The sequence below is a fragment of the Sandarakinorhabdus sp. AAP62 genome, from assembly GCF_000331225.1.
Taxonomy (GTDB): Bacteria; Pseudomonadota; Alphaproteobacteria; order Sphingomonadales; family Sphingomonadaceae; genus Sandarakinorhabdus.
On record NZ_ANFY01000022.1, the window covers coordinates 1 to 19383 of the forward strand.

Annotated in this window: 14 protein-coding genes; 9 read left to right on the forward strand and 5 right to left on the reverse strand. The window is 63.9% G+C overall.

From position 1 onward, the window contains the following. Nucleotides 1-79: 79 nt before the first annotated feature. From D619_RS0114965 to D619_RS0114975, 3 genes are all read left to right on the forward strand, one after another. Complete coding sequence (locus D619_RS0114965) at nt 80-1021, forward strand: alpha-E domain-containing protein (RefSeq protein ID WP_017669417.1); 942 nt, start codon at nt 80-82, stop codon at nt 1019-1021. Nucleotides 1022-1029: 8 nt separating this feature from the next. After that, the gene (locus D619_RS0114970) at nt 1030-1887 is read left to right on the forward strand and encodes a transglutaminase family protein (RefSeq protein ID WP_017669418.1); all 858 of its coding nucleotides are present in this window, start codon (nt 1030-1032) and stop codon (nt 1885-1887) included. A gap of 63 nt (nt 1888-1950) precedes the next feature. Then, nucleotides 1951-2715 (forward strand): hypothetical protein, encoded by a 765-nt coding sequence (locus tag D619_RS0114975; RefSeq protein ID WP_017669419.1) that lies wholly within the window; start codon nt 1951-1953, stop codon nt 2713-2715. Here D619_RS0114975 and D619_RS0114980 read toward each other — a convergent pair. Beyond that, a complete protein-coding gene (locus tag D619_RS0114980; RefSeq protein WP_017669420.1) occupies nt 2712-3932 on the reverse strand; it encodes an MFS transporter in 1221 nt (406 codons plus the stop codon). The genes D619_RS0114975 and D619_RS0114980 overlap by 4 nt on opposite strands. A 104-nt stretch (nt 3933-4036) precedes the next feature. Here D619_RS0114980 and D619_RS0114985 point away from each other — a divergent pair, with 104 nt between their 5' ends. Continuing rightward, nucleotides 4037-4813: an SDR family oxidoreductase gene (locus D619_RS0114985; RefSeq protein ID WP_017669421.1), complete on the forward strand. Its 777-nt coding sequence runs from the start codon at nt 4037-4039 to the stop codon at nt 4811-4813. A 67-nt stretch (nt 4814-4880) separates the two neighbouring features. Here the strand turns inward: D619_RS0114985 and D619_RS0114990 are convergent, their stop codons facing one another. After that, nucleotides 4881-5591 carry an SIMPL domain-containing protein gene (locus D619_RS0114990; RefSeq protein WP_017669422.1) on the reverse strand — a complete coding sequence of 237 codons (711 nt, stop codon included), beginning with the start codon at nt 5589-5591 and terminating at the stop codon, nt 4881-4883. A gap of 215 nt (nt 5592-5806) precedes the next feature. Between D619_RS0114990 and D619_RS0114995 the strand changes: the two genes are divergently transcribed. The 4 genes from D619_RS0114995 to D619_RS0115010 are packed head-to-tail and all read left to right on the forward strand — an operon-like array spanning nt 5807 to nt 11944. Next, complete coding sequence (locus D619_RS0114995) at nt 5807-7006, forward strand: efflux RND transporter periplasmic adaptor subunit (RefSeq protein ID WP_193743320.1); 1200 nt, start codon at nt 5807-5809, stop codon at nt 7004-7006. Nucleotides 7007-7028: 22 nt separating this feature from the next. Beyond that, nucleotides 7029-10106, forward strand: coding sequence for an efflux RND transporter permease subunit (locus tag D619_RS0115000; protein ID WP_017669424.1), 3078 nt, complete (start codon nt 7029-7031; stop codon nt 10104-10106). 52 nt (nt 10107-10158) lie between these two features. Continuing rightward, nucleotides 10159-11358, forward strand: coding sequence for a DUF445 domain-containing protein (locus D619_RS0115005; protein ID WP_193743321.1), 1200 nt, complete (start codon nt 10159-10161; stop codon nt 11356-11358). Nucleotides 11359-11365: 7 nt separating this feature from the next. Beyond that, nucleotides 11366-11944 carry a GNAT family N-acetyltransferase gene (locus tag D619_RS0115010; protein ID WP_017669426.1) on the forward strand — a complete coding sequence of 193 codons (579 nt, stop codon included), beginning with the start codon at nt 11366-11368 and terminating at the stop codon, nt 11942-11944. Here the strand turns inward: D619_RS0115010 and D619_RS0115015 are convergent. Both D619_RS0115015 and D619_RS0115020 read right to left on the reverse strand, forming a co-directional pair. Then, a complete protein-coding gene (locus D619_RS0115015) occupies nt 11937-15536 on the reverse strand; it encodes a M1 family aminopeptidase (protein WP_017669427.1) in 3600 nt (1199 codons plus the stop codon). The genes D619_RS0115010 and D619_RS0115015 overlap by 8 nt on opposite strands. A 3-nt stretch (nt 15537-15539) precedes the next feature. Beyond that, nucleotides 15540-16433 (reverse strand): ABC transporter ATP-binding protein, encoded by an 894-nt coding sequence (locus D619_RS0115020; RefSeq protein ID WP_017669428.1) that lies wholly within the window; start codon nt 16431-16433, stop codon nt 15540-15542. Nucleotides 16434-16551: 118 nt separating this feature from the next. Here D619_RS0115020 and D619_RS0115025 point away from each other — a divergent pair, with 118 nt between their 5' ends. After that, nucleotides 16552-18081: a M20/M25/M40 family metallo-hydrolase gene (locus tag D619_RS0115025; protein WP_017669429.1), complete on the forward strand. Its 1530-nt coding sequence runs from the start codon at nt 16552-16554 to the stop codon at nt 18079-18081. A 101-nt stretch (nt 18082-18182) separates the two neighbouring features. Here D619_RS0115025 and D619_RS17965 read toward each other — a convergent pair whose 3' ends face one another. After that, on the reverse strand, nt 18183-19208 hold the full coding sequence (locus D619_RS17965) for a hypothetical protein (protein WP_152417489.1): 1026 nt from the start codon (nt 19206-19208) through the stop codon (nt 18183-18185). Between the last annotated feature and the right edge of the window lie 175 nt (nt 19209-19383).

A 19383-nucleotide genomic window follows, 5' to 3' on the forward strand; every position in this document is an offset into this window, starting at 1 on the left:
TGGGCCTGCCCCTCTCCCGGGCCGCGCTGCGCGCGTCTCTCGACCTCTCCCCGGCGGGGAGAGGTGACAGGAGCGCACCATGCTGAGCCGCACCGCCGGCAACCTCTACTGGATGGGCCGTTATCTTGAACGGGCCGATTTTTCCGCGCGCCTCATTGAGGCGACACAGCGGCTCGCCGCTCTGCCTTCCAGCTATGGCGGCGCGTCGAATGCGTGGGAATCGGCGCTGGCCGCCGCCTGTCAGACCGATGGCTTTGCCGCGACCGGCCTTGCTGTCGACGAGCATGAGGTGACCGAATATCTCACGCTGAACGCCGCCAACAGTTCCTCCATCCGTTCCTGCCTGGAAGCCGCGCGCAACAATGCCCGCGCCGTGCGCACCGCGATGACCGAGGAAGGCTGGGAAGCGATCAACACCGCCTGGCTGGAAGTGAGCCGCTATGGCACCCATCTTTCGAGCCGCGAGACGTTGGCGCAGCTGATCGAATATGTGAAGCACGCCATCGCCGCCTTTGATGGCGCCAATTACCGCACCATGCTCAGATCAGACGCGTTCTGGTTCACCAACCTGGGCGCCGCCATCGAACGGGCCGACAATTCGGCGCGGCTGCTGGATGTGAAATATCACCTGCTGCTGCCACGCGACGAGCCGGTGGGCGGCAGCCTGGATTATTTCCAGTGGACCACCATCCTGCGCACCGTTTCGGCCATGACCGCCTATCGCTGGGTGTACAACGACAGCGTGAAGCCGTGGCTGGTCGCCGATCTGCTGATCTGCAACCGGCAGATACCCCGCAGCCTCGCGTCCTGCTATGACGAGATCCTGCGCCAGCTTGATCAGCTCGCCAGCCACAGTGGCCGCCGCGGCCTCGCCCACCGGCTGGCCAGCGCCGGCCACGCCAGGCTGGCCAATGGCAATATCGATTCCATCTTTGCCAGCGGCCTGCACGAATTCCTCACCCAGTTCATCGCCGACAACAACCGGCTGGGCGACGCCATCGCCGAACAATATCTTTTCTGAAAGCCGCCATGCGCATCCGGGTCGATTATTCCACCATCTATGAATATGCCCAGCCGGCCAGCAACGTGCTGCAGCTGCTGCGCGTGCAGCCGGCCGGCCATGAAGGCCAGCATGTCGTCAACTGGCGCATCGACAGTGATTGCGACGGCCATCTGCGGCGCAGCGAGGATGCCTTTGGCAACATCACCCACATGTTCTACCCCGATGGCCAGATCCAGCGGCTGGCGCTGCATGTCACCGGCGAGGTCGACACGCAGGAAACCCACGGCATCGTTTCCGGCAGTTTCGAGCCGCTGCCGGCGCTGGCCTTCCTGCGCCAGAGCGAGCTGACCCGGCCCGACGAGGCGCTGCAGGCGCTGGCCCGCCAGATCGATGCCGGCGATGCACTGGCCAGCTGTCACCGCCTCACCACCCTGCTGTATGACAGCATGACCTTCGATGCCGACGTTACCCATGCCCACAGCGATGCCGCCCATGCCTTCGCGATCAGGGCCGGCGTGTGCCAGGATTATGCCCATATCTTCCTCAGCGTCGTGCGCCAGCTTGGCATCCCGGCGCGCTATGTCTCCGGTCATCTCGTGCGTGGCGATGGCCTGATCACCCAGCCGGCCGCCCATGCCTGGGCCGAAGCGCTGATCCCCGATCTGGGCTGGGTCGCCTTTGATCCCACCAACGGCATGTGCGCGACCGAAGCCTATCTGCGCGTTGCGGTCGGCCTTGATTACCGCGATGCCGCCCCCATCCGCGGCGCCCGGCGCGGGGGCGGCATGGAAACCATGAATGTGGCCGTCACCACGCAGGCGACCGGCATACACCCCGGCCTGGGTGCGCTGGGCGATCAGATCCAGGTGCAGAGCCAGGGCTGACTTGCCGGCTGGCGGCCAGCACGGCACAATTGCCGGCAATCCACGGAAAATGGAACCGCGATCATGACTTATTGCATCGGCATCCTGGTGCGCGAAGGCCTGGTGTTGATGGCCGATACCCGCACCAATGCCGGGGTCGACAATATTTCCACCTATCGCAAGCTGCGCGTGATGGAACATGGCCCGGAACGGGTGATCATGTGCGCGTCGGCGGGCTCGCTTTCGGTCACGCAGAGCGCGCTTTCCCGCGTGGCGCTGGGCGTCACCATGCCTGACACAGGCGAGAAGGAAACGCTGGCCGATGTGCCCACCGTGTTCCGCGCCGCGCAGCTGGTCGGCCAGGCGCTTTCCGACGCCAAGGAAGAGATCGACCGGGTGGTGAAGGACGACAATATCTACACCGATGCCACGCTGCTGCTGGCCGGCAGCATCGGCGGGCGGCGGCCGCGGCTGTTCCAGATCTATGGGGCCGGCAATTTCATCGAGTGCCAGTCCGACACGCCGTTCCTGCAGATTGGCGAGACCAAATATGGCAAGCCGGTGCTTGATCGCATGTTGACCTATGAAACGCCGATGGCCGAAGCATTGAAGATCGCGCTGATCAGCTTTTCCGCCACCATGCGATCAAACCTGGCCGTGGGCCTGCCGGTCGATATCGCCACCATCCGCAGCGGGGTTTCCGATCTGGAACTCATCCACCGCATCGAGGTGGACGATGAATATTACAGCGAACTCAACAACCGCTGGAGCAACGCCCTGCGCGCTGCTGCCGCCGCCATCCCGCTGCCGCAATATGCCAGCCAGCCGGAACAGGAATTGCGCAGTTAGGCGGGTGCCAATCGGGCGTTGGGCCTGGCGCGCGTCACCCACAGCATGATCGCCAGCACCAGGCCCACCACGCTCACCGCCGTCATCGCCAGATAGCCGAGCGCCGCGTCTCCATCCGCCACCAGCGCATCATAGAGATAACCCGAAACAAAGGTGGTGAAGGCCTGCGCCGGAGCCGAAGCCAGCGCCATGTAGATCATCTGCGCCGTCGCCGTCTGTTCATCGCCCATCATCTGGTTGACCAGCCGCATCGCGCCGAGGAACACGGCTGCGAAGGTGCCGGCGTGCAGCACCTGCAGCGGCCACAGCAGGATTTCCGGCGGCAGGAAGGCCATCGCCGTCCAGCGGATGATGCAGGCAATGGCGCCGACCAGGATCAGCGTTTCCGAGGCAAATTTGGAAGACCAGCCGCCGAGGAACATCAGGAACATCACTTCCACGGCCACACCGACCGACCAGAGATTGCCGGCCACCGTCTGCGAAATCGCCTGGTCCTTGGTCCAGATCAGCACACCAAAGCCATAGAAATAGCCGTGGGTGGCCTGCAATATGCCGGCGGCGAAGATCAGCAGGGCAAAGCGGCGGTTCTTCAACAGGCCGACGCCTTCCTTGAGGCGACCAAGGAAATCGCCTTCCTCATTGCCCAGCACGGGCTCCCTGGGCATCACGAACGCCGCCCCGATCAGCGCGATCGACACGCCGAGCAACCACGCCCAGATCGCCCACGGTCCGAAATCCGTCACCAGCGCGCCGACGCTGGACGAGCCGACGATGAACGCTGCCGACGCAAGGCCACGCGCGAAGCCATAGGGCGGCAGGCCGGTCTTGGTGAGCCGGATCAGCGCGGCTTCCACCGCCGGCAGCAGGCCCCAGAAGCCGACATCCATAGCCAAGATGATGGCAAATACCGGCCAGAATCCCTGCACGAACCACAGCGAGGCGAACCCGGCCGTGAGCAGGAAGGCAAACAGGAACAAGGGCGCGCGCTTGTCGCGCTGTCCGGCAGCCCAGGCGGCGGTGAGCGGCCCCACCACGATGCGCGACAGGCCGCCCACCGTGAGCACCAGGCTGATCTGCACGCCAGTGAAGCCCTGCGCCGCATCCAGCCAGGTCGGCAGGTGCGGGATCAGCGCGCCAAAGCCGGCAAAGAACAGGCACGACAAGAGGGTGGCGCGCACGCCGTTGGCACTGAGTTTTGCAGGGGATGATTCGGTCATGCCGTTTGATGGCAGGCTGTCATCACCCTGTCACTCTTCGCGCGTGGACAGATGATGCGGCTGCGGCCTAGATTGCGTCAAACAACCAATGGGGAGACGATATCATGGCCCTTCCGGCGCTTTTTGATCTGACCGGGCAGACTGCCCTCATCACCGGTTCCAGCCGCGGCATCGGCAAGGCCATCGCCCACCGCATGGCCGAACATGGCGCCAACGTGGTGATTTCCAGCCGCAAGGCCGATGCCTGCGAAGCCGCGCGGGACGAGATCAACGCCGCCGTGGGCCGCGAAGCCGCCATCTCCATCCCCGCCAACATCGCCAGCAAGGAAAGCCTGCAAGCGCTGGTCGATGCCACCATCGCCAAGTGGGGCCAGATCGATCATCTCGTCTGCAACGCCGCCAGCAATCCCTATTATGGCCCGCAGGGCGGCATTTCCGATGAGGCCTTCACCAAGATCCTGCAGAACAACATCGTTTCCAACCATTGGCTGATCGCGATGGTCGCCCCGGCGATGCGCGCCCGCAAGGATGGCACCATCACCATCGTCTCCTCCATCGGCGGCCTGCGCGGATCGACCATCATCGGCGCCTATTGCATATCGAAAGCGGCCGACATGCAGCTCGCCCGCAACCTCGCCTGTGAATATGGGCCCGACAATGTGCGGGTGAACTGCATCGCACCCGGCCTGATCAAGACCGATTTTGCCAAGGCGCTGTGGGATGATGCCGAAACCCTGAAGCGCTCCACCGCCACCGCGCCGCTCAAGCGCATCGGCGTGCCCGATGAAATCGCCGGCATGGCGGTGTTCCTCGCGGGCAAGGCCGGCGCGTTCACGACGGGGCAGAATTTCGTCATTGATGGCGGCGTGACAGTCGCCTGATCCTGGCGACCGATCCGGTCTGGCGGCGATCGCGATCAGCGCATCAGCTGGTCGCGCTCACCGCCGGTTACGGCATCGGTTCCAATTCGAAACTGACGGTCACGCTGGCCACCATGGCCAGTTCGCCGGGCTGCACCGGCGGCGCGGCGGCGGCTTCGGCCATGGCAGACCGCATCAGCGGCCGCGGGCCAGGATCGGCCATGGCGCCGCCTTCGCTGATGCTGGCGATACGTTTCACTTTCAGCCCGGCGGCCCTGGCATAAAGCTCGGCCCGTGCCCGCGCCTTGGCCACCGCCGCGGTGCGCGCCTCGTCCAATGCGGCGTCCGGATTGGCCAGCGTGAACTCCGGCCCCTGCACTTCGTTGGCGCCCGCCTTGATCACGGCATCGACCAGTCGGCCCGCCTCCCCCAGCTTGCCGGTCCGGATGCTGATGCTGTTGCGGGCCTGATAACCGGTCAGGATGGGCGGTTGTTCCGGCTGGTAGCGATATTGCGGGCTGAGGCTGAGCCCGGTGGTCTGCACGTCGCGGAGGGCAATGGCAGCAGCCTTGAGCGCGGCCAGCACGCTGTTCATGCGCACGCTGTTGGCCGCCATCGCGTCGGCCGCGCTGGCGCCATTGGTCAGCACGCCGGCCGTCAGCCGCAGCTGGTCAGGCGCGCGGGCGACATCGGCGCTGGCCGTCAGGGTCAGCATGGCCGGGGGCGTGGGTCGGTCCTGCGCGGCAGCGGCCGTGGTGAGCAGCAGCGGCGGGACAAGCAACGGCAGGAATCGGCGCATCGACGGCCTCATTTCGCAGACGGGATGTGCAATCATGGCCCGCCGCGGCGGCCGCGTCACCCACAAAACCGCCTCTCTGCCCGCTGCCACTGCGGCGTCACGGCCCCGAGTGTCACTCAAATTCCCCTTTTTGCAAACACCGACTTGCGGTAAGGGAAAGCACTTGCACGCGGTGATGTATTTCGATAATACACTACCGTAGAGGATTCATGACCATGAACGCGCACAATTCAGTTCCATCTCCCGACGCTGCGTCGGTCTATGCTTTCCCGCCGGATGAAGGCGGCACCAGCCGCAATCGCTGGGTGAAGCCGGGGCTGATCGCGCTGATCGTGGCGCTGGCCGGTGTGGGCGGCTGGAAGGCCTTTGGCCCGTCGTCGGCACCGCCTGCCGCGCCGGCCAGCAACCTGCCGGAAGTGACCGTGCTGGTGCCGGGCACCACCATGCTGGCTGATACGATCACCGCGCCGGGCAGCATCGCTGCCAAGCGCGACGCCGCCGTTGGCGTGCAGGGCGAAGGCGGCCGCGTGGTGCGCGTGATGGTCGAACCCGGCCAGCGTGTTGGCGCCGGCCAGGTGCTGGCCCAGATCGATCGCCAGGTACAAACCCAGGAAATCGCCCAGCTTTCCGCCAGCGTGCGCCAGGCCGAGGCCGAAGCCCGGCTGGCCCAGGCCAATCTGGCCCGCGCCGAAAGCCTGGTCGCCAAGGGCTTCATCAGCCGCGCCGACATTGATCAGCGCATTGCCACCCGTGATGGCGCGCAGGCCCGCGTGGGCGTGGCCCGTGCCCAGCTGGCAGCGGCCCGCGAACGGGCTGACCGGCTTGACGTGCGGGCGCCGGCCGCCGGCCTGATCCTGTCGCGCAATGTCGAAACCGGCCAGGTGGTCGGCCCCGGCACCGGCGCGCTGTTCCGGCTGGCCGAAGGCAATGCGCTGGAAATGCGCGCCCAGGTGGCCGAACAGGATCTCGCCCGGCTGAAGGTGGGCATGCCGGCTGTCGTCACCCCGGTGGGTGCGACGGAAGGCTTCAAGGGCAAGGTTTGGCTGATCGATCCGATCGTCGATCCGGCCAACCGCCAGGGCATCGTGCGCATCCAGCTGGATTATGCGCCGGGCCTGCGCGTTGGCGCCTTTGCCCGCGCACGCATCGAAGGCGGCGAAACCACCCGGCCGTTGCTGCCGCAATCGGCGGTTTTGGCAGATGCTGCCGGCAATTTCGTCTATGTGCTGGGCAAGGATAACAAGGTTGAACGCCGCAGCGTCGATGTCGGCGCCATCGGCGATGCCGGTGTTGGCATTGCAGCCGGCCTGAATGGCACGGAAAAGGTGGTGGCCAGTGCCGGCGCCTTCCTGAAACCGGGAGACAAGGTCAAGCCGGTTCTCGCCGTCGCTGCCGACGCCGCCGCAACGCGCTGATCACGAACAGGACACGCACGCGATGCGCAATATCTCTGCCTGGTCGATCAGGAACCCGGTTCCGCCACTGGTGCTGTTTGCCCTGCTGTTGCTGGCCGGCATATTGTCGTTTCGCGCGATGGACATCAACAACCAGCCTGATGTCGAATTCCCGGGCGCGCAGGTCATCGTTTCCCAGCCCGGCGCTGCGCCGGAAGAGCTGGAAAATCAGGTGACGCAGCGCGTCGAAGCCGCCGTGCGCAACATCACCGGCGTCGACGAGGTAAACAGTTTCGTTTCCGAAGGCAGCAGCCGCACCATGGTGCAGTTCGCCATCGGCACGCCGATCGATCGCGCCGTCAACGACGTGCGCGACGCCGTGGCCAACATCCGTTCCGATCTGCCGCAGGGCATCTTGCAGCCGCAGGTCAACCGGCTGGATATCGCTGGCGGCCCGATCGCCTATTTCGCGGTTGAATCCACCGCGATGACGCTGGAAGAACTGAGCTGGTTCGTCGACAATACCGTGGCCAAGCGCCTGCTGGGTATCCCCGGCATGGCACAGGTGCGCCGTTCCGGCGGGGTCAGCCGGGAAATCCGTGTCATTCTCGATCCCGATCGCATGCAGGCCTATGGCGTCACCGCTGCCCAGGTGAATGCCCAGTTGCGCCAGGTCAATCTGAACGCGGCTGGCGGCCGGGCCGAGATCGCCGGCGCCGAACAATCGGTGCGCGTGCTGGGCAACGCCCGCAACGCGATCGGTCTTGGCGAAACCCAGATCAACCTGGGCCAGGGCCGCAGCATCCGCCTGGCCGATATCGCCGAGGTGCGTGACGGCTATGCCGAACAGCGCAGCATTTCCAAACTCAATGGCCGCCAGGTGCTCAGCTTCTCGATGGCCAAGGCCAAGGGCTCGTCCGACGTCACGGTCTATGATGCGGCGGTCAAGGAAATCGAGGCCCTGCGCAAGCAATATCCCAAGATCAGCTTCCGCCTGATCTTCACCTCGGTTGAATATACCAAGAACCAGTATCATGGCGCCATCGACGCGATGATCGAAGGCGCGATCCTGGCCGTGCTGGTGGTGTGGCTGTTCCTGCGCGACTGGCGCGCGACGGTGATTTCGGCGCTGGCCATCCCGCTGTCAGCCGTCCCGACCTTCTGGTTCCTCGATGTCTGGCTCGGTTTCTCGCTCAACCAGCTCTCGCTGCTGGCGCTCAGCCTGGTGGCCGGCGTGCTGGTCGACGATGCGATCGTGGAAATCGAAAATATCGTGCGGCACATGCGCATGGGCAAATCGGCCTATCAGGCCTCCATGGACGCCGCCGATGAAATCGGTCTGGCCGTGGTTGCCACCACCATGTCGATCGTCGCGGTGTTCCTGCCGGTCGCGCTGATGCCCGGCATTTCCGGCCAGTTCTTCAAGAATTTCGGCGCCACGGTTGCGGTGTCGGTGCTGATCAGCCTGGCCGTCGCGCGCCTGATCACGCCGATGCTGGCCGCCTTCTTCCTGAAAAGCGAAGGCCAGGCCGAACATGGCAATGGCAAGTGGGTCGATACCTACATGGCGATCCTGAACTGGGCGCTGGCCAACCGCATGAAGACGGTGTTCGGCATCGGCGGCGGCGCCCTGGCGATGACCATCGCCCTGTTTGCCATGCTGCCGATGACCTTCCAGCCCGATGTCGACAATGACGACAGCCAGGTAACCATCTCGCTGCCGCCGGGCGTCACCCTGGCGCAAACTGAGGTCGTTGTGGAAAAGGCCGTGGCGGTGCTGGAAAGCTCGCCCGAACTGGCGCTGGCCTTTGCCGATGTCGATGTTGGCGGTGGCAACATCTATCTCACGCTCAAGAAAGAGCGGGGGATGCATCGCATCGAATGGGAACGCTCCATGGCGCCCAAGCTGGCGGCCATCCCCGATGCGCGCGTTGGCTTTGCCGCCCAGGGCGATGGCCCGCCCGGTGGCCGCCCGATCGGCATCACGCTGACCGGCAATGATCCAATCACGCTGGACGCCGCCGCCCGCAAGGTGGTGGAGGAAATGCGCGCCATGCCGGAATTGCGCCAGGCCCGGATCGATGGCGGCCTGCAACGCCCGGAAATCACCATCAAGCCCCGGCTTGATCTGGCCGCCGAACTGGGCGTGACGACCGCTGCCCTGTCGGAAACCATCCGTATCGCGACGCTGGGCGACATTGATCAGAACGTCGCAAAGTTCAGCGTGGCCGATCGCCAGATCCCGATCCGTGTCGCCCTTGCGGAATCATCGCGCCGAAACCTTTCGACCATCGAAAACCTGCCAGTGCCCACCAGCCGCGGCGGCACCGTGCCGTTGAAGGTGGTGGCGGAAATCAGCTTTGGTGCTGGCCCGACCGAGATCCGTCGCTACAATCAGCAGCGTCGCATCCAGATCGGTGCCGACCTTGCCCCCGGCCTGCTGTCGGGTGATGTTCAGGTGAAGGTCAACAATCTGCCGACCGTGAAGAACCTGCCGCCCGGCGTCGAAACCGCGCAGTTGGGCATGCAGAAGTGGCTCGGCGAACTGGTTTCCAACTTCATCCTGGCCGTGATCGCCGGGGTGGTGATGGTGTTCGCGGTGCTGGTGCTGCTCTACAAGCGGGTGCTGCCGCCGTTCGTCAACATGATGTCGCTGCTGCTGGCGCCGCTGGGTGGCCTGATCGCGCTGGCGCTCACGGGCAATGCCATTTCGATGCCGGTGTTCATCGGCCTGCTGATGCTGCTCGGAATCGTCGCCAAGAACTCCATCCTGCTGGTCGACATGGCGATCGAGGAAATGGAAAAGGGCGTGCCCAAGCTTGAAGCCATCCTGGAAGCCGGCCACAAGCGGGTGCAGCCGATCGTGATGACCACGGTGGCCATGGTGGCCGGCATGATGCCGGTGGCGCTGGCGCTGGGCGGCGATGGTTCGTGGCGCGCGCCGATGGGCATCGTGGTGATCGGCGGCCTGATCGTGTCGACCGCCCTCACCCTGATTATCGTGCCGGCGGGCTTCTCCATCGCTGTTTCGGTCGAAGAATGGCTGGCTCCGCGGATGAAGCGGTGGTTCACCAACAACGAAGGGGCTGCTAAGCTGCCGGGCACAGCCCCTGCGGAGTAAGACCGTCCTGACCAGCCTTCTGCCGGAATCGCCCTTTCACCGGATGCGCCTGATGGCGACGCTGCTGCTGGCAGCGATGGCCGTGATCTTCATCGTCTGCCTGATATATCCCAGGGCGCATCCGGTGGTGCCGTGGGTGATGGCATTCACCGAAGCCGCGATGGTGGGCGGGCTGGCCGACTGGTTCGCCGTTACCGCGCTGTTCCGTCACCCGCTGGGCCTGCCGATCCCGCACACCGCCATCATCCCGCAACAGAAGGATCGGCTGGGCGAGACGCTGGCGCAGTTCCTGAAAGACAATTTCCTGAAGCCACAGGTCGTCGCCCGCCGGCTGGACGATGCCGATCTGGCCGGCGTGCTGGCGCGCTGGCTCGCCGCACCGCCTGCCGCCGGCCCCAACCGCAGGAATGGCATCGCACCGCTGGTTGGCCAGTTGATCGACGGGCTGGATGATCCTGCCATCGCCAGGGCGGTGGAAGATCTGGCGCGCGGCCGCCTGCAATCGATGCCGCTTTCGCCGATCATTGCCGATGCCGTGGATACGCTGGTGGCCGGTGGCCGCCATGAACTGCTGATCGATGCCGCTGTCGAATGGGGGCTGGCGACCATTGTCGACGAAGCCCCCAATATTCGCGGCAAGGTGGCCGAGCGCACCAACTGGCTGCTGCGCCTGGCCGGTGCCGATGAAAGCCTGTCCGACACGATGATCAGCTCGGTGCAGCGCCTGCTGGTGGAGATCAAGCACGACCCGTGGCACCCGGTGCGGCAGCGGCTGGTGGAAGCCTTCAAGCAATGGACGTTCGATTTGCGCCACTTCCCCGAATCCCAGGCGCGGGTGGAAGGCTTCAAGGATGATCTGCTCGCCAATCCGGCGATGAGCAGCTGGGTGCAGGGCCTGTGGGATGCCGCGCGCGGCGCCCTTGCCGGCAGCCTGAAGGACCCGGCTGGCAACGGGCTGGGCGCCACGCTGACGGCGCTCGGCAATCGCATCGATGGCGACGAAGAACTGAAGGCCCGGCTCAATACGGCCCTGCGCCGCGCCGTGGCTGGCCTGGCCAAGAACCACGGCGACGAGATTGTCAGCCTCGTCTCGGAAACCGTGCGCGGCTGGGATGCCGATACCGTGACCGACAAGGTGGAACAGGCCGTGGGCCGCGATCTGCAGTTCATCCGCATCAACGGCACGCTGATTGGCGGCTGCATCGGTGTCACCATCTATGCCGTTGCAAGGTTCGTGCTGCTGCCGCATTGAGCCTGGCATGACCGCCAATTCAGCCTTTGATCGTCAGCCCACCCTCGCCCACCCCGCGCTCACCTTGCGTCCGGCCACAGCCGAAGACTGGCCGGCAACCTTTGCCGCCGCCAACGATCCCGGCATCTGGGAAGGCCACCCGGCCAGCAATCGCTGGCAGGAACCGGTGTTCCGCGCCTTTTTCGAGGATGGCCTGGCCAGCGGCGGCATGCTGGTGGCGCAGGAGCCGGCGACCGGCGTCATCATCGGCTCCTCCCGTTTCGATTTCACCCGCGTTGAGCCGGGCGAAGTGGAAGTGGGCTGGACCTTCCTTGTCCGCCGCCATTGGGGCAGCACGACCAACCACGTGATGAAGGCGCTGATGGTTGGCCACGCGCTGCAGACGCTGGACACGGTGATCTTCATGATCGGCGAGACCAACATCCGGTCCCGCACCGCCGTGCAGCGCATTGGCGCGACGCTGATCGACCGGATTGCGACCGTTGCGCTTTCCACCGGCCCGGTCACGCATGTCCATTATGCGCTGGATCGGGCGGCCTTTGCCGCTGGCCCGCTGGCGCCGCTCTGGGCCCAGCGGATCAGCTGATATCCTGCAGATTGTCGTCGGCGTTGCGATCGACATATTTGCTGTAGGGATCGATGCCGGCCACGCTGGGCCTGGCCTTGCTGAACAGCACCAGCGTCTGCTTGCCGGACTTGATGGGCAGGCGCGTCATCAGCAGCACGTCCTTCTGGTTGAACGCCCCCTGCCCCGGCTTGGCGGTGAACAGGCCGACATCAATGCTGTCTGCCAGCGGCGCGACTTTCTCCACGCCCTTGCCATCGGCGTAAAATTTGGTCGCATCCACAGTCAGTCTTGTTTCCCAGCGGCCATCGGGCAGCTTGCGCGTGGTAGCTGTCGTCGCCTTCAGATCGAAAACGGTGATGCGCTCCAGCAAGTCGCTCACCAGTTGCCGCTCCTCGGCCGTGCGGGCGAGGCTCTTGAAACCATCGACCAGCAGCTGCGGTGACATGTAGGGCGGGCCGCTGAAGCGGTAGCGGGCGATCAGTGCGGCCAGCATGGCGTTCACCCGTTCCTCGCCCAGCCGATCCTGCAGCAGATAGAGCGCCACACTGCCCTTGCGATAATGGATATAGCCCTGGTTCTCGACCTTCAGCAGCGGCAGCTCCTCGATCGCCTCGTTGCCGCGGTTGCGCAGATAATTGTCGAGCTCATATTTCAGGAAGCGCCGCATCTTGTCGGGGCCATAGAGCTGCTTCATCACCATCAGCGCCGAATATTGCGCCATGGTTTCCACCACCAGCGTCGATCCCTGCGTATCGGCCGGGACGATCTGGTGGCCCCAATATTGGTGCCCCAGCTCGTGCGCGGTGATGTAGGTGACATAATCGATCTTGTCCGGCTCGGCGGCATTGGCGAGGAAGCCGATGCCCTCGCTGTAGGGCACGGTGCCGGCAAAGGCCTGGGCGAATTCGGCATAGGCCGGGAATTCGATGATGCGGGCGTGGTTGAACTGATACGGCCCGAAATTCTTCGTGAAATAAGCGAGGCTCGATTGCATGGCGCTGATCATGCGGGCCGCATTCCAGCCATGATCGGGATGGTGGAACACGGAAAGCGGGATGCGGCGGCCGTCGGCCAGCGTGGCCTCGCCCCTGGCTTCGGCATAACGCGCCGATTGCACCGAGAAGAAGGCCAGGATCGGCGTTTTCGACACGAAGCGCGCGGTGCGGCGATTGCCGGCCACCGTATCGGCCACCTTGTCGCCCGGCGCGATCGCCGTCTGATCGGCGTCGGTGATCACGGTGATGTCGCTCGTCACCCACGGCGCATTGCTCAGCATGTTGCGGCCCTGGCTCCAGGGATCGCCCAGTTTGGCCGCGCGCAATTCGCCGGATAGGCCGCGCTTGCGCCGGGTGATGCGATCGGTGAGCAGACCCTGGCGGCTCATGCCGATGACGGGCGCGAAGTCGAAATTGTTGAGGAAAGTGCCATTCTCGATCAGCGTGCGATCCTGGCCGCGCGCCGGAAAGCCGCGATGCCAGCGCCGTGTGGCAAAATCGAGCGTGGTCGTCGCCCCGGGCGCCAGCGGCGTCGCAAAGCGCAGGATATGATAGTTGAAACGCTTGTCGTCGCGCTCCACGCTTGTGCCCGGCACGACGAGCCTGGTGATCCGTGTGTCGCGGTCGCCCAGCAGCACGTGCAACGTCTCCACCGGCGCACCCGTGTCGTTGATCAGCGTATAGCGCCCAGTGGCATCAAAGCGGCGCTCGGCCGGCTTCAGATCGACGGTGACCACCGCATCGGTCACCCGCGGCTGCGGCAGCCGCTCATAGCGCAGATAGGCGCGCTCCAGATCGGCCTGCCAGATCTCGCCATCATCGCGGTTGCGATATTCGTTCAGCACATTGGTGTTCTGATAGACATAGGCACCCGTTGCCGCCGATCCCGCCAGCCCGGCGCCGACCAGCAGCAGCGGCACCCCGCGCAGTCGGGCGGGCAACCGCGCCAGCCGCGGCCGCAGCGAAACGTCATTGCCGCGCCGCCACAACAGGTGCGCCAGAACCGCCAGCAGCAACGCCCAGCAGGCCCAATAAGCCCGGAGCCACCACCCCGCCGCCCCGCCCAGGCGATCGGCATTCATGTCCGAAAGCTGCACGCGCGGCGTTTCGCCATAGAGATAGAGCGGGTGTTCAAAGCCCATCTGGCCCAGCACGATGCCGGCGACGAGATAGACGGTCATCACCGCCCAGCCGACATATTTGTTGGGCGAGAGCGCCTGCACGAAGATCGCCAGCACGGCGAGCAGCAGCATCTCCACCGTGAACGGCAGCGCATACCACAGGACATAATGATGGAGCGCGATGGCATCAAAACCGCGGACCAGTTGCAGCAGCACCGCCGCCAACACCGAAATCAGCAGCACGCAGAGCAGCACGGCGGCAAGGCCCAGCACCTTGGGCACCAGATAGGCCCAGTTGGGCAAGGAGGTGGAATCGATGATCTCGTGGAACTTCACCTGGCGGTCGCGCCACACCAGCTCGCCGGCATAATAGATGGCGATGATGATCGGGATGATGCCGAAACTGCCGCGCAGCTGATCGATCAGCGCGAAGGTGGCCGGCCGCGACGGCGTGCCATACAGCTCGCCAAAGAACCACAGCGCACCACCGGCATTGAACAGACCCACGATCATCAGCACGAAGAAGGCCGGGCTGCGGAACAATTGCACCATTTCAAAGCGGATGCGCTGCCACAGCCGGGCGCCGCCGGCCTGATCGGGCCGCGCCGCCGGCAGGGTGGCGACCAGCGTGGGCGGCACCGCTGCCGCCCTGGCCAGCTTCGCATCAGCCTTGGCCGCCGCCTTCGCCGAAAGCGCCTTCTGCGTGAAGGAGAAGCGCCACAGCGCAAGGCCCAGCGCCAGCAGGCCAAGCGCGATCACGATCAGGCGATTGCCCAGCAACGCGCCTTCCAGCGCCACCATCTGGCTGTTGGATTCCGCCGCCGTCCAATATTGGGTGGCCACTGCCGTGGCGGCCAGACCAAAGGGTTCGGCCCAGGCCATGATCTCGCGATATTCGGGCTTGCTGCCCACGATGCCGTTGGTCACCAGATAAGCGACCAGGAACACCACCACGCCAACATAGCTGCCCATCATCGACCGCGTCACCGTGGCCACCGCAAAGAAGATCGCCGAGGTGAGGAAGATGTTGGGCAGCGCCAGGAAAGCCCAGGCCTGCGCGTAATATGCCAGTCGATTGGGGCCAATGGTTTCGGGATCGAGCCACGGCATCAGCGAACCGATGAAGATCGCCAGCGGCACGAACAGGAAGGCCAGCGCCGCGGTGATGAACGCGCCGGTGAAGCGGGCGATCAGATAATCGAACTTGCTCACCCGCGTGGCCCGCACCATCGGGCCAAAGCCGCTTTCATCATCGCGCACCACCACATTGGCGACGAACGCCGTGGTGACGAACATGAAGAACAGGGACAGGATCAGGTGAATCTCGGTGATCGCCGAAGGGCTGTTGACATGCACATTGCCGCCTGAACCGATCTGGATCTCGTCCACCGTGACGGCGCCAAAGGTCATCAGGAAAAACAGCACCGAAACAACCCAGAACACCGGGTTCTTCAGCTGATACTTCAGCTCGAACAGTGCGATCGATGCAAACATGGCTCAGGCCGCCACTGCCGGAGCCACGCGCCGGCTCTTCGCCAGCGTGGCGAAATATACATCCTCCAGCCCGCCTTCGACTGACGCGAAGCCGACACCCGGATCGCGATCCGACAGCACGTGCACGATGGTGCGGCCGGCAAACAGGCGGGTGGAAATCACCTCATGCGCGGCCTTCACGGCCTCCAGCTCGTCGCGGCCGATCGTCTTGGCCCACACACTGCCGCGCGCCCGCGCGATCAGATCAAGCGGCGCGCCTTCCAGCTGGATGCGCCCGGCGGCCAGCACCGCCATGCGCGGGCACAGATCAGAGACATCCTCGACGATATGGGTCGAAAGGATCACCACCACATTCTCGCCAATCTCGGCCAGCAGGTTTAGGAAACGGTTGCGCTCTTCCGGATCAAGCCCGGCGGTGGGTTCATCCACGATGATCAGCCGCGGATTGCCGATCAGCGCCTGGGCAATGCCGAACCGCTGCCGCATCCCGCCCGAAAAACCGGCGATGGCCTTGCTCCGCACCGCCCACAGGTTGGTCTGGTTGAGCAGCGTCTCCACCGTCGCCTTGCGTTCCCCGGCACTGGCAATGCCCTTCAGCACGCACATGTGATCCAGCATCGCATAGGCCGAAACGCGCGGATACACGCCGAAATCCTGCGGCAGATAACCCAGCGTTTCGCGCAGCCGCTCCGGCTGGGCGATCACATCGATATCGCCAAACATGATCCTGCCGGCCGTCGGCGTCTGCAGCGTCGCCACGGTGCGCATCAGCGTCGATTTGCCGGCGCCATTGGGCCCCAGCAGGCCGAACATGCCGTTGGGCACCACCAAATTCACATCATCCAGCGCGCGGGTGCCGTTGGCATAGACATGGGTGACGCCCGACAGTTGCAACATGATGCGAAATTCCTCCCGTTGAACAGGCGTTTCATAGCAGCTGTATTATGTATGTAAAGCGGTGGACAGTTGCCAAGCGCGACGGCCTGCGCCAGTCTGGAATCAAAGGGGAATTCTCATGAAAAATCGGGCCTTGATCGGATGGGCGCTGCTGGCGCTGGTGGCGACGCCGGTGGCGGCCAGCCCCGCGTCGGACAAATTGCGCAGCAACGTCCGCAGCTGGCGCGAAGCCAATGAACGCAAATTGATCGCCGATTACAGCGCGTTCGTCGCCATGCCCAGCATCGCCAGCAACCTGGCCGATGTGGACCGCAACGCCGATTTCCTCGAAGCCCAGCTGAAATCCCGCGGCTTCACCACGCAGCAATTGCGCGCCCGCCCCGGCACCCCGGCCAGCGTCTTCGCCGAACGCCGCACCCCCGGCGCCAAACGCACCCTCCTGCTCTACGCCCACTACGACGGCCAGCCGGTGAACCAGCCCGGCTGGCTCGATCCGCCGTTCCAGCCCACACTGCGCACCGCGCCGCCGGCCAGCGCCAAGGTCGATCTGGCCGCCGCCACCGCCGTCGACAGGGAATGGCGTCTCTACGGACGCGCCAGTGGCGATGACAAGGCCACCATTGCCGCCACGCTCTGGGCGCTGGATGCCCTCGCCGCCAAGGGCATCAAGCCAAATGTGAACATCAAGATCTTGTGGGAAGGCGAGGAAGAGGCCGGCTCCCCCAATTTCGGCACCATCGTCCGCGCCAACAAGGCGCTGCTCGCCGCCGATCTGCTGATCATGGGCGATGGCCCGGTCCACCAATCCGGCCGCCCGCTGGTGAGCGGCGGCAACCGCGGCATCGTCGATTTCGAAGCCACGGTCTATGGCCCCGCCCGCGCGCTGCACGATGGCCATTATGGCAATTGGGTGCCCAGCCCCACGGTGATGATCGCCGATCTGGTGATGCAGCTGCGCGACGATCAGGGCAATATCAAGGTGCCCGGCCTTGCCAGCGAAGTGCCGCCGCCCACCGCCACCGACAAGGCCGCCCTTGCCGCCCTGCCCGCCGTCGAACCGCAACTGATGGACGAACTGGCCCTTGGCCGCCACATCGGCACGCCGCGCCTCGCCGATGGCTATCTGATGCCCACATTGAACGTGCGCGCCATCCACGGCGGCGACACGCGATCGCCGGCCGCCAATGCCATCGCCACCCAGGCCTGGGCCAGCTTCGACATCCGCCTCGCCCCCGGCCAGACCACCACCCATGTGAAACAGGCGGTCGAATCCCACCTCACCGCGCAAGGCTGGCACATCATCCGCACCACCCCCGACGCCGCCACCCGCCGCGCCCACCCCAAGCTGCTGAAACTGGACTGGGACGAAGGCGGCTCCGTCGCGGTGAAAGTCCCCCTCGACACCCCCGCCGCCAAGGCCGTCATCGACGCCATCACCCGCACCGCCGGCCCACCCGTGCTGCTCCCCCTGATGGGCGGCACCACGCCGTTTGCCGAAATCGTCGAAGCCCTGAACGCCCCCATGATCGGCGTCTCCGTCGCCAACGCCGACGACAACCAGCACGCGGCGAACGAGAATATCCGCCTCGGCAATCTGTGGGACGGGATAGAGATCTACGCGGCGCTGCTGGCGGATACGAAGTGGTGAGGGGTTAGAAGGAGGCGAGCCTCCGGCGGGCAGGGTCGCAGACCCTGCACCCGTTTGTTTGAGGAAACCGATTGCGGAACTGCGCACACTTCGCCACAAGTTTATTTCTTGGGACCCAAAAATCGCTTTGGAGATTGAATTCCACCTCTGCCGTTACTCAATGTCGTGGTGAATAGTCGGGATTTAGGATCGTAAACTGGTGGCCCCTTTATGGGCCTCAAATGTTCTATTAGCTGCGCACATTCAATGTCGTCCCACGGCCTAAAGATTTGCATGGAACCTTCTGCTGTTAATATCTTTGAGAAGGGGCGAACCGAGACCTGATCAACAATGATCTCTGTTGGCGTCTCTACGGTCGTATAAGCATGAGTCGCATCTCTGAGCGTCGCCTTGTAATGCACCCGCGCGGCAATCTCGGAGAATTGTATTGGATGCAGCCGTCTTCCAACTAAATTTAGCGGCCCACCTCGGCCAGCTACATATTGCAGCCCTCCATCGTTTACAAACACAATACCAACCGTCCCCATTCTTATCGCGATAGATTGACCGATAATATTCGTTGAAAGGTCAAACTGCCCAAAATCATCATCAATCTCAATTTTGTACTGATACAATGTGAACGGGTAAGGGCCGTGAAGTGAATTAAAAAGCGTCTTTTTACGAGCACTCTGTAGAATTAACTGTGCGTGCCAAAATTCCTCCAGAAATTCCGGAGACACTATTGGACCCTTGGATGGATCTGCACGATCTAGAAGCAGCGATGTCTCTTTAACCAACAGCCCGACAAATATTTTGCACAGCCACCTCCCCAAAGCGAACCGTGAACCTAGTTTACTGAAATCAGGGCGGTCGATGAAATCAATAACCTCATTTTCGATATCACGTAGGAATCCGTTGTTACAGACTTCGCAGCAGGGAATAGTAAGGTGCCGATACGGAATTCTAGTGCCATTGATGAGATTAATAAATTGGTCAGACAGTTTGAAACGGCGCTGCATCCACTTGGGAATTACATGCTCACCTTGTCCAGAGGTTGGCTCACCTCCACATGCAAAGCACTTGCCGCCTACGAAGTTTGGCCCGGAAGCAGCGCGCTCCGTCAAACTCAAAACGTAACTTTCTGTCATTTTCTCTAATTACAACAGATCGAAACAAATAACAGCTACTTAATCAAAGCGAGACGAAAAACTCGCTTTGCACCCGTGCGGTTCATTATCATCGACCGATGTTGGACAGTCAACAGTCCGTTTTGGTGAGTAAATTGGCGGGCAGGGACTGCGTCCCTGCCCGCCGGAGGCCCCT

What these genes read in the sequence shown, in the direction of transcription:
- D619_RS0115010 (WP_017669426.1), top strand. Translation starts at nt 11,366, where the DNA reads ATGACCGCCAATTCAGCCTTTGATCGTCAGCCCACCCTCGCCCACCCC.
- D619_RS0115025 (WP_017669429.1), top strand. Translation starts at nt 16,552, where the DNA reads ATGAAAAATCGGGCCTTGATCGGATGGGCGCTGCTGGCGCTGGTGGCG.
- D619_RS0114990 (WP_017669422.1), bottom strand. Translation starts at nt 5,591, where the DNA reads ATGCGCCGATTCCTGCCGTTGCTTGTCCCGCCGCTGCTGCTCACCACG.
- D619_RS0115005 (WP_193743321.1), top strand. Translation starts at nt 10,159, where the DNA reads ATGGCGACGCTGCTGCTGGCAGCGATGGCCGTGATCTTCATCGTCTGC.
- D619_RS0115020 (WP_017669428.1), bottom strand. Translation starts at nt 16,433, where the DNA reads ATGTTGCAACTGTCGGGCGTCACCCATGTCTATGCCAACGGCACCCGC.
- D619_RS0115000 (WP_017669424.1), top strand. Translation starts at nt 7,029, where the DNA reads ATGCGCAATATCTCTGCCTGGTCGATCAGGAACCCGGTTCCGCCACTG.
- D619_RS0114975 (WP_017669419.1), top strand. Translation starts at nt 1,951, where the DNA reads ATGACTTATTGCATCGGCATCCTGGTGCGCGAAGGCCTGGTGTTGATG.
- D619_RS0114985 (WP_017669421.1), top strand. Translation starts at nt 4,037, where the DNA reads ATGGCCCTTCCGGCGCTTTTTGATCTGACCGGGCAGACTGCCCTCATC.
- D619_RS0114970 (WP_017669418.1), top strand. Translation starts at nt 1,030, where the DNA reads ATGCGCATCCGGGTCGATTATTCCACCATCTATGAATATGCCCAGCCG.
- D619_RS0114965 (WP_017669417.1), top strand. Translation starts at nt 80, where the DNA reads ATGCTGAGCCGCACCGCCGGCAACCTCTACTGGATGGGCCGTTATCTT.
- D619_RS0114980 (WP_017669420.1), bottom strand. Translation starts at nt 3,932, where the DNA reads ATGACCGAATCATCCCCTGCAAAACTCAGTGCCAACGGCGTGCGCGCC.
- D619_RS0114995 (WP_193743320.1), top strand. Translation starts at nt 5,807, where the DNA reads ATGAACGCGCACAATTCAGTTCCATCTCCCGACGCTGCGTCGGTCTAT.
- D619_RS0115015 (WP_017669427.1), bottom strand. Translation starts at nt 15,536, where the DNA reads ATGTTTGCATCGATCGCACTGTTCGAGCTGAAGTATCAGCTGAAGAAC.
- D619_RS17965 (WP_152417489.1), bottom strand. Translation starts at nt 19,208, where the DNA reads ATGACAGAAAGTTACGTTTTGAGTTTGACGGAGCGCGCTGCTTCCGGG.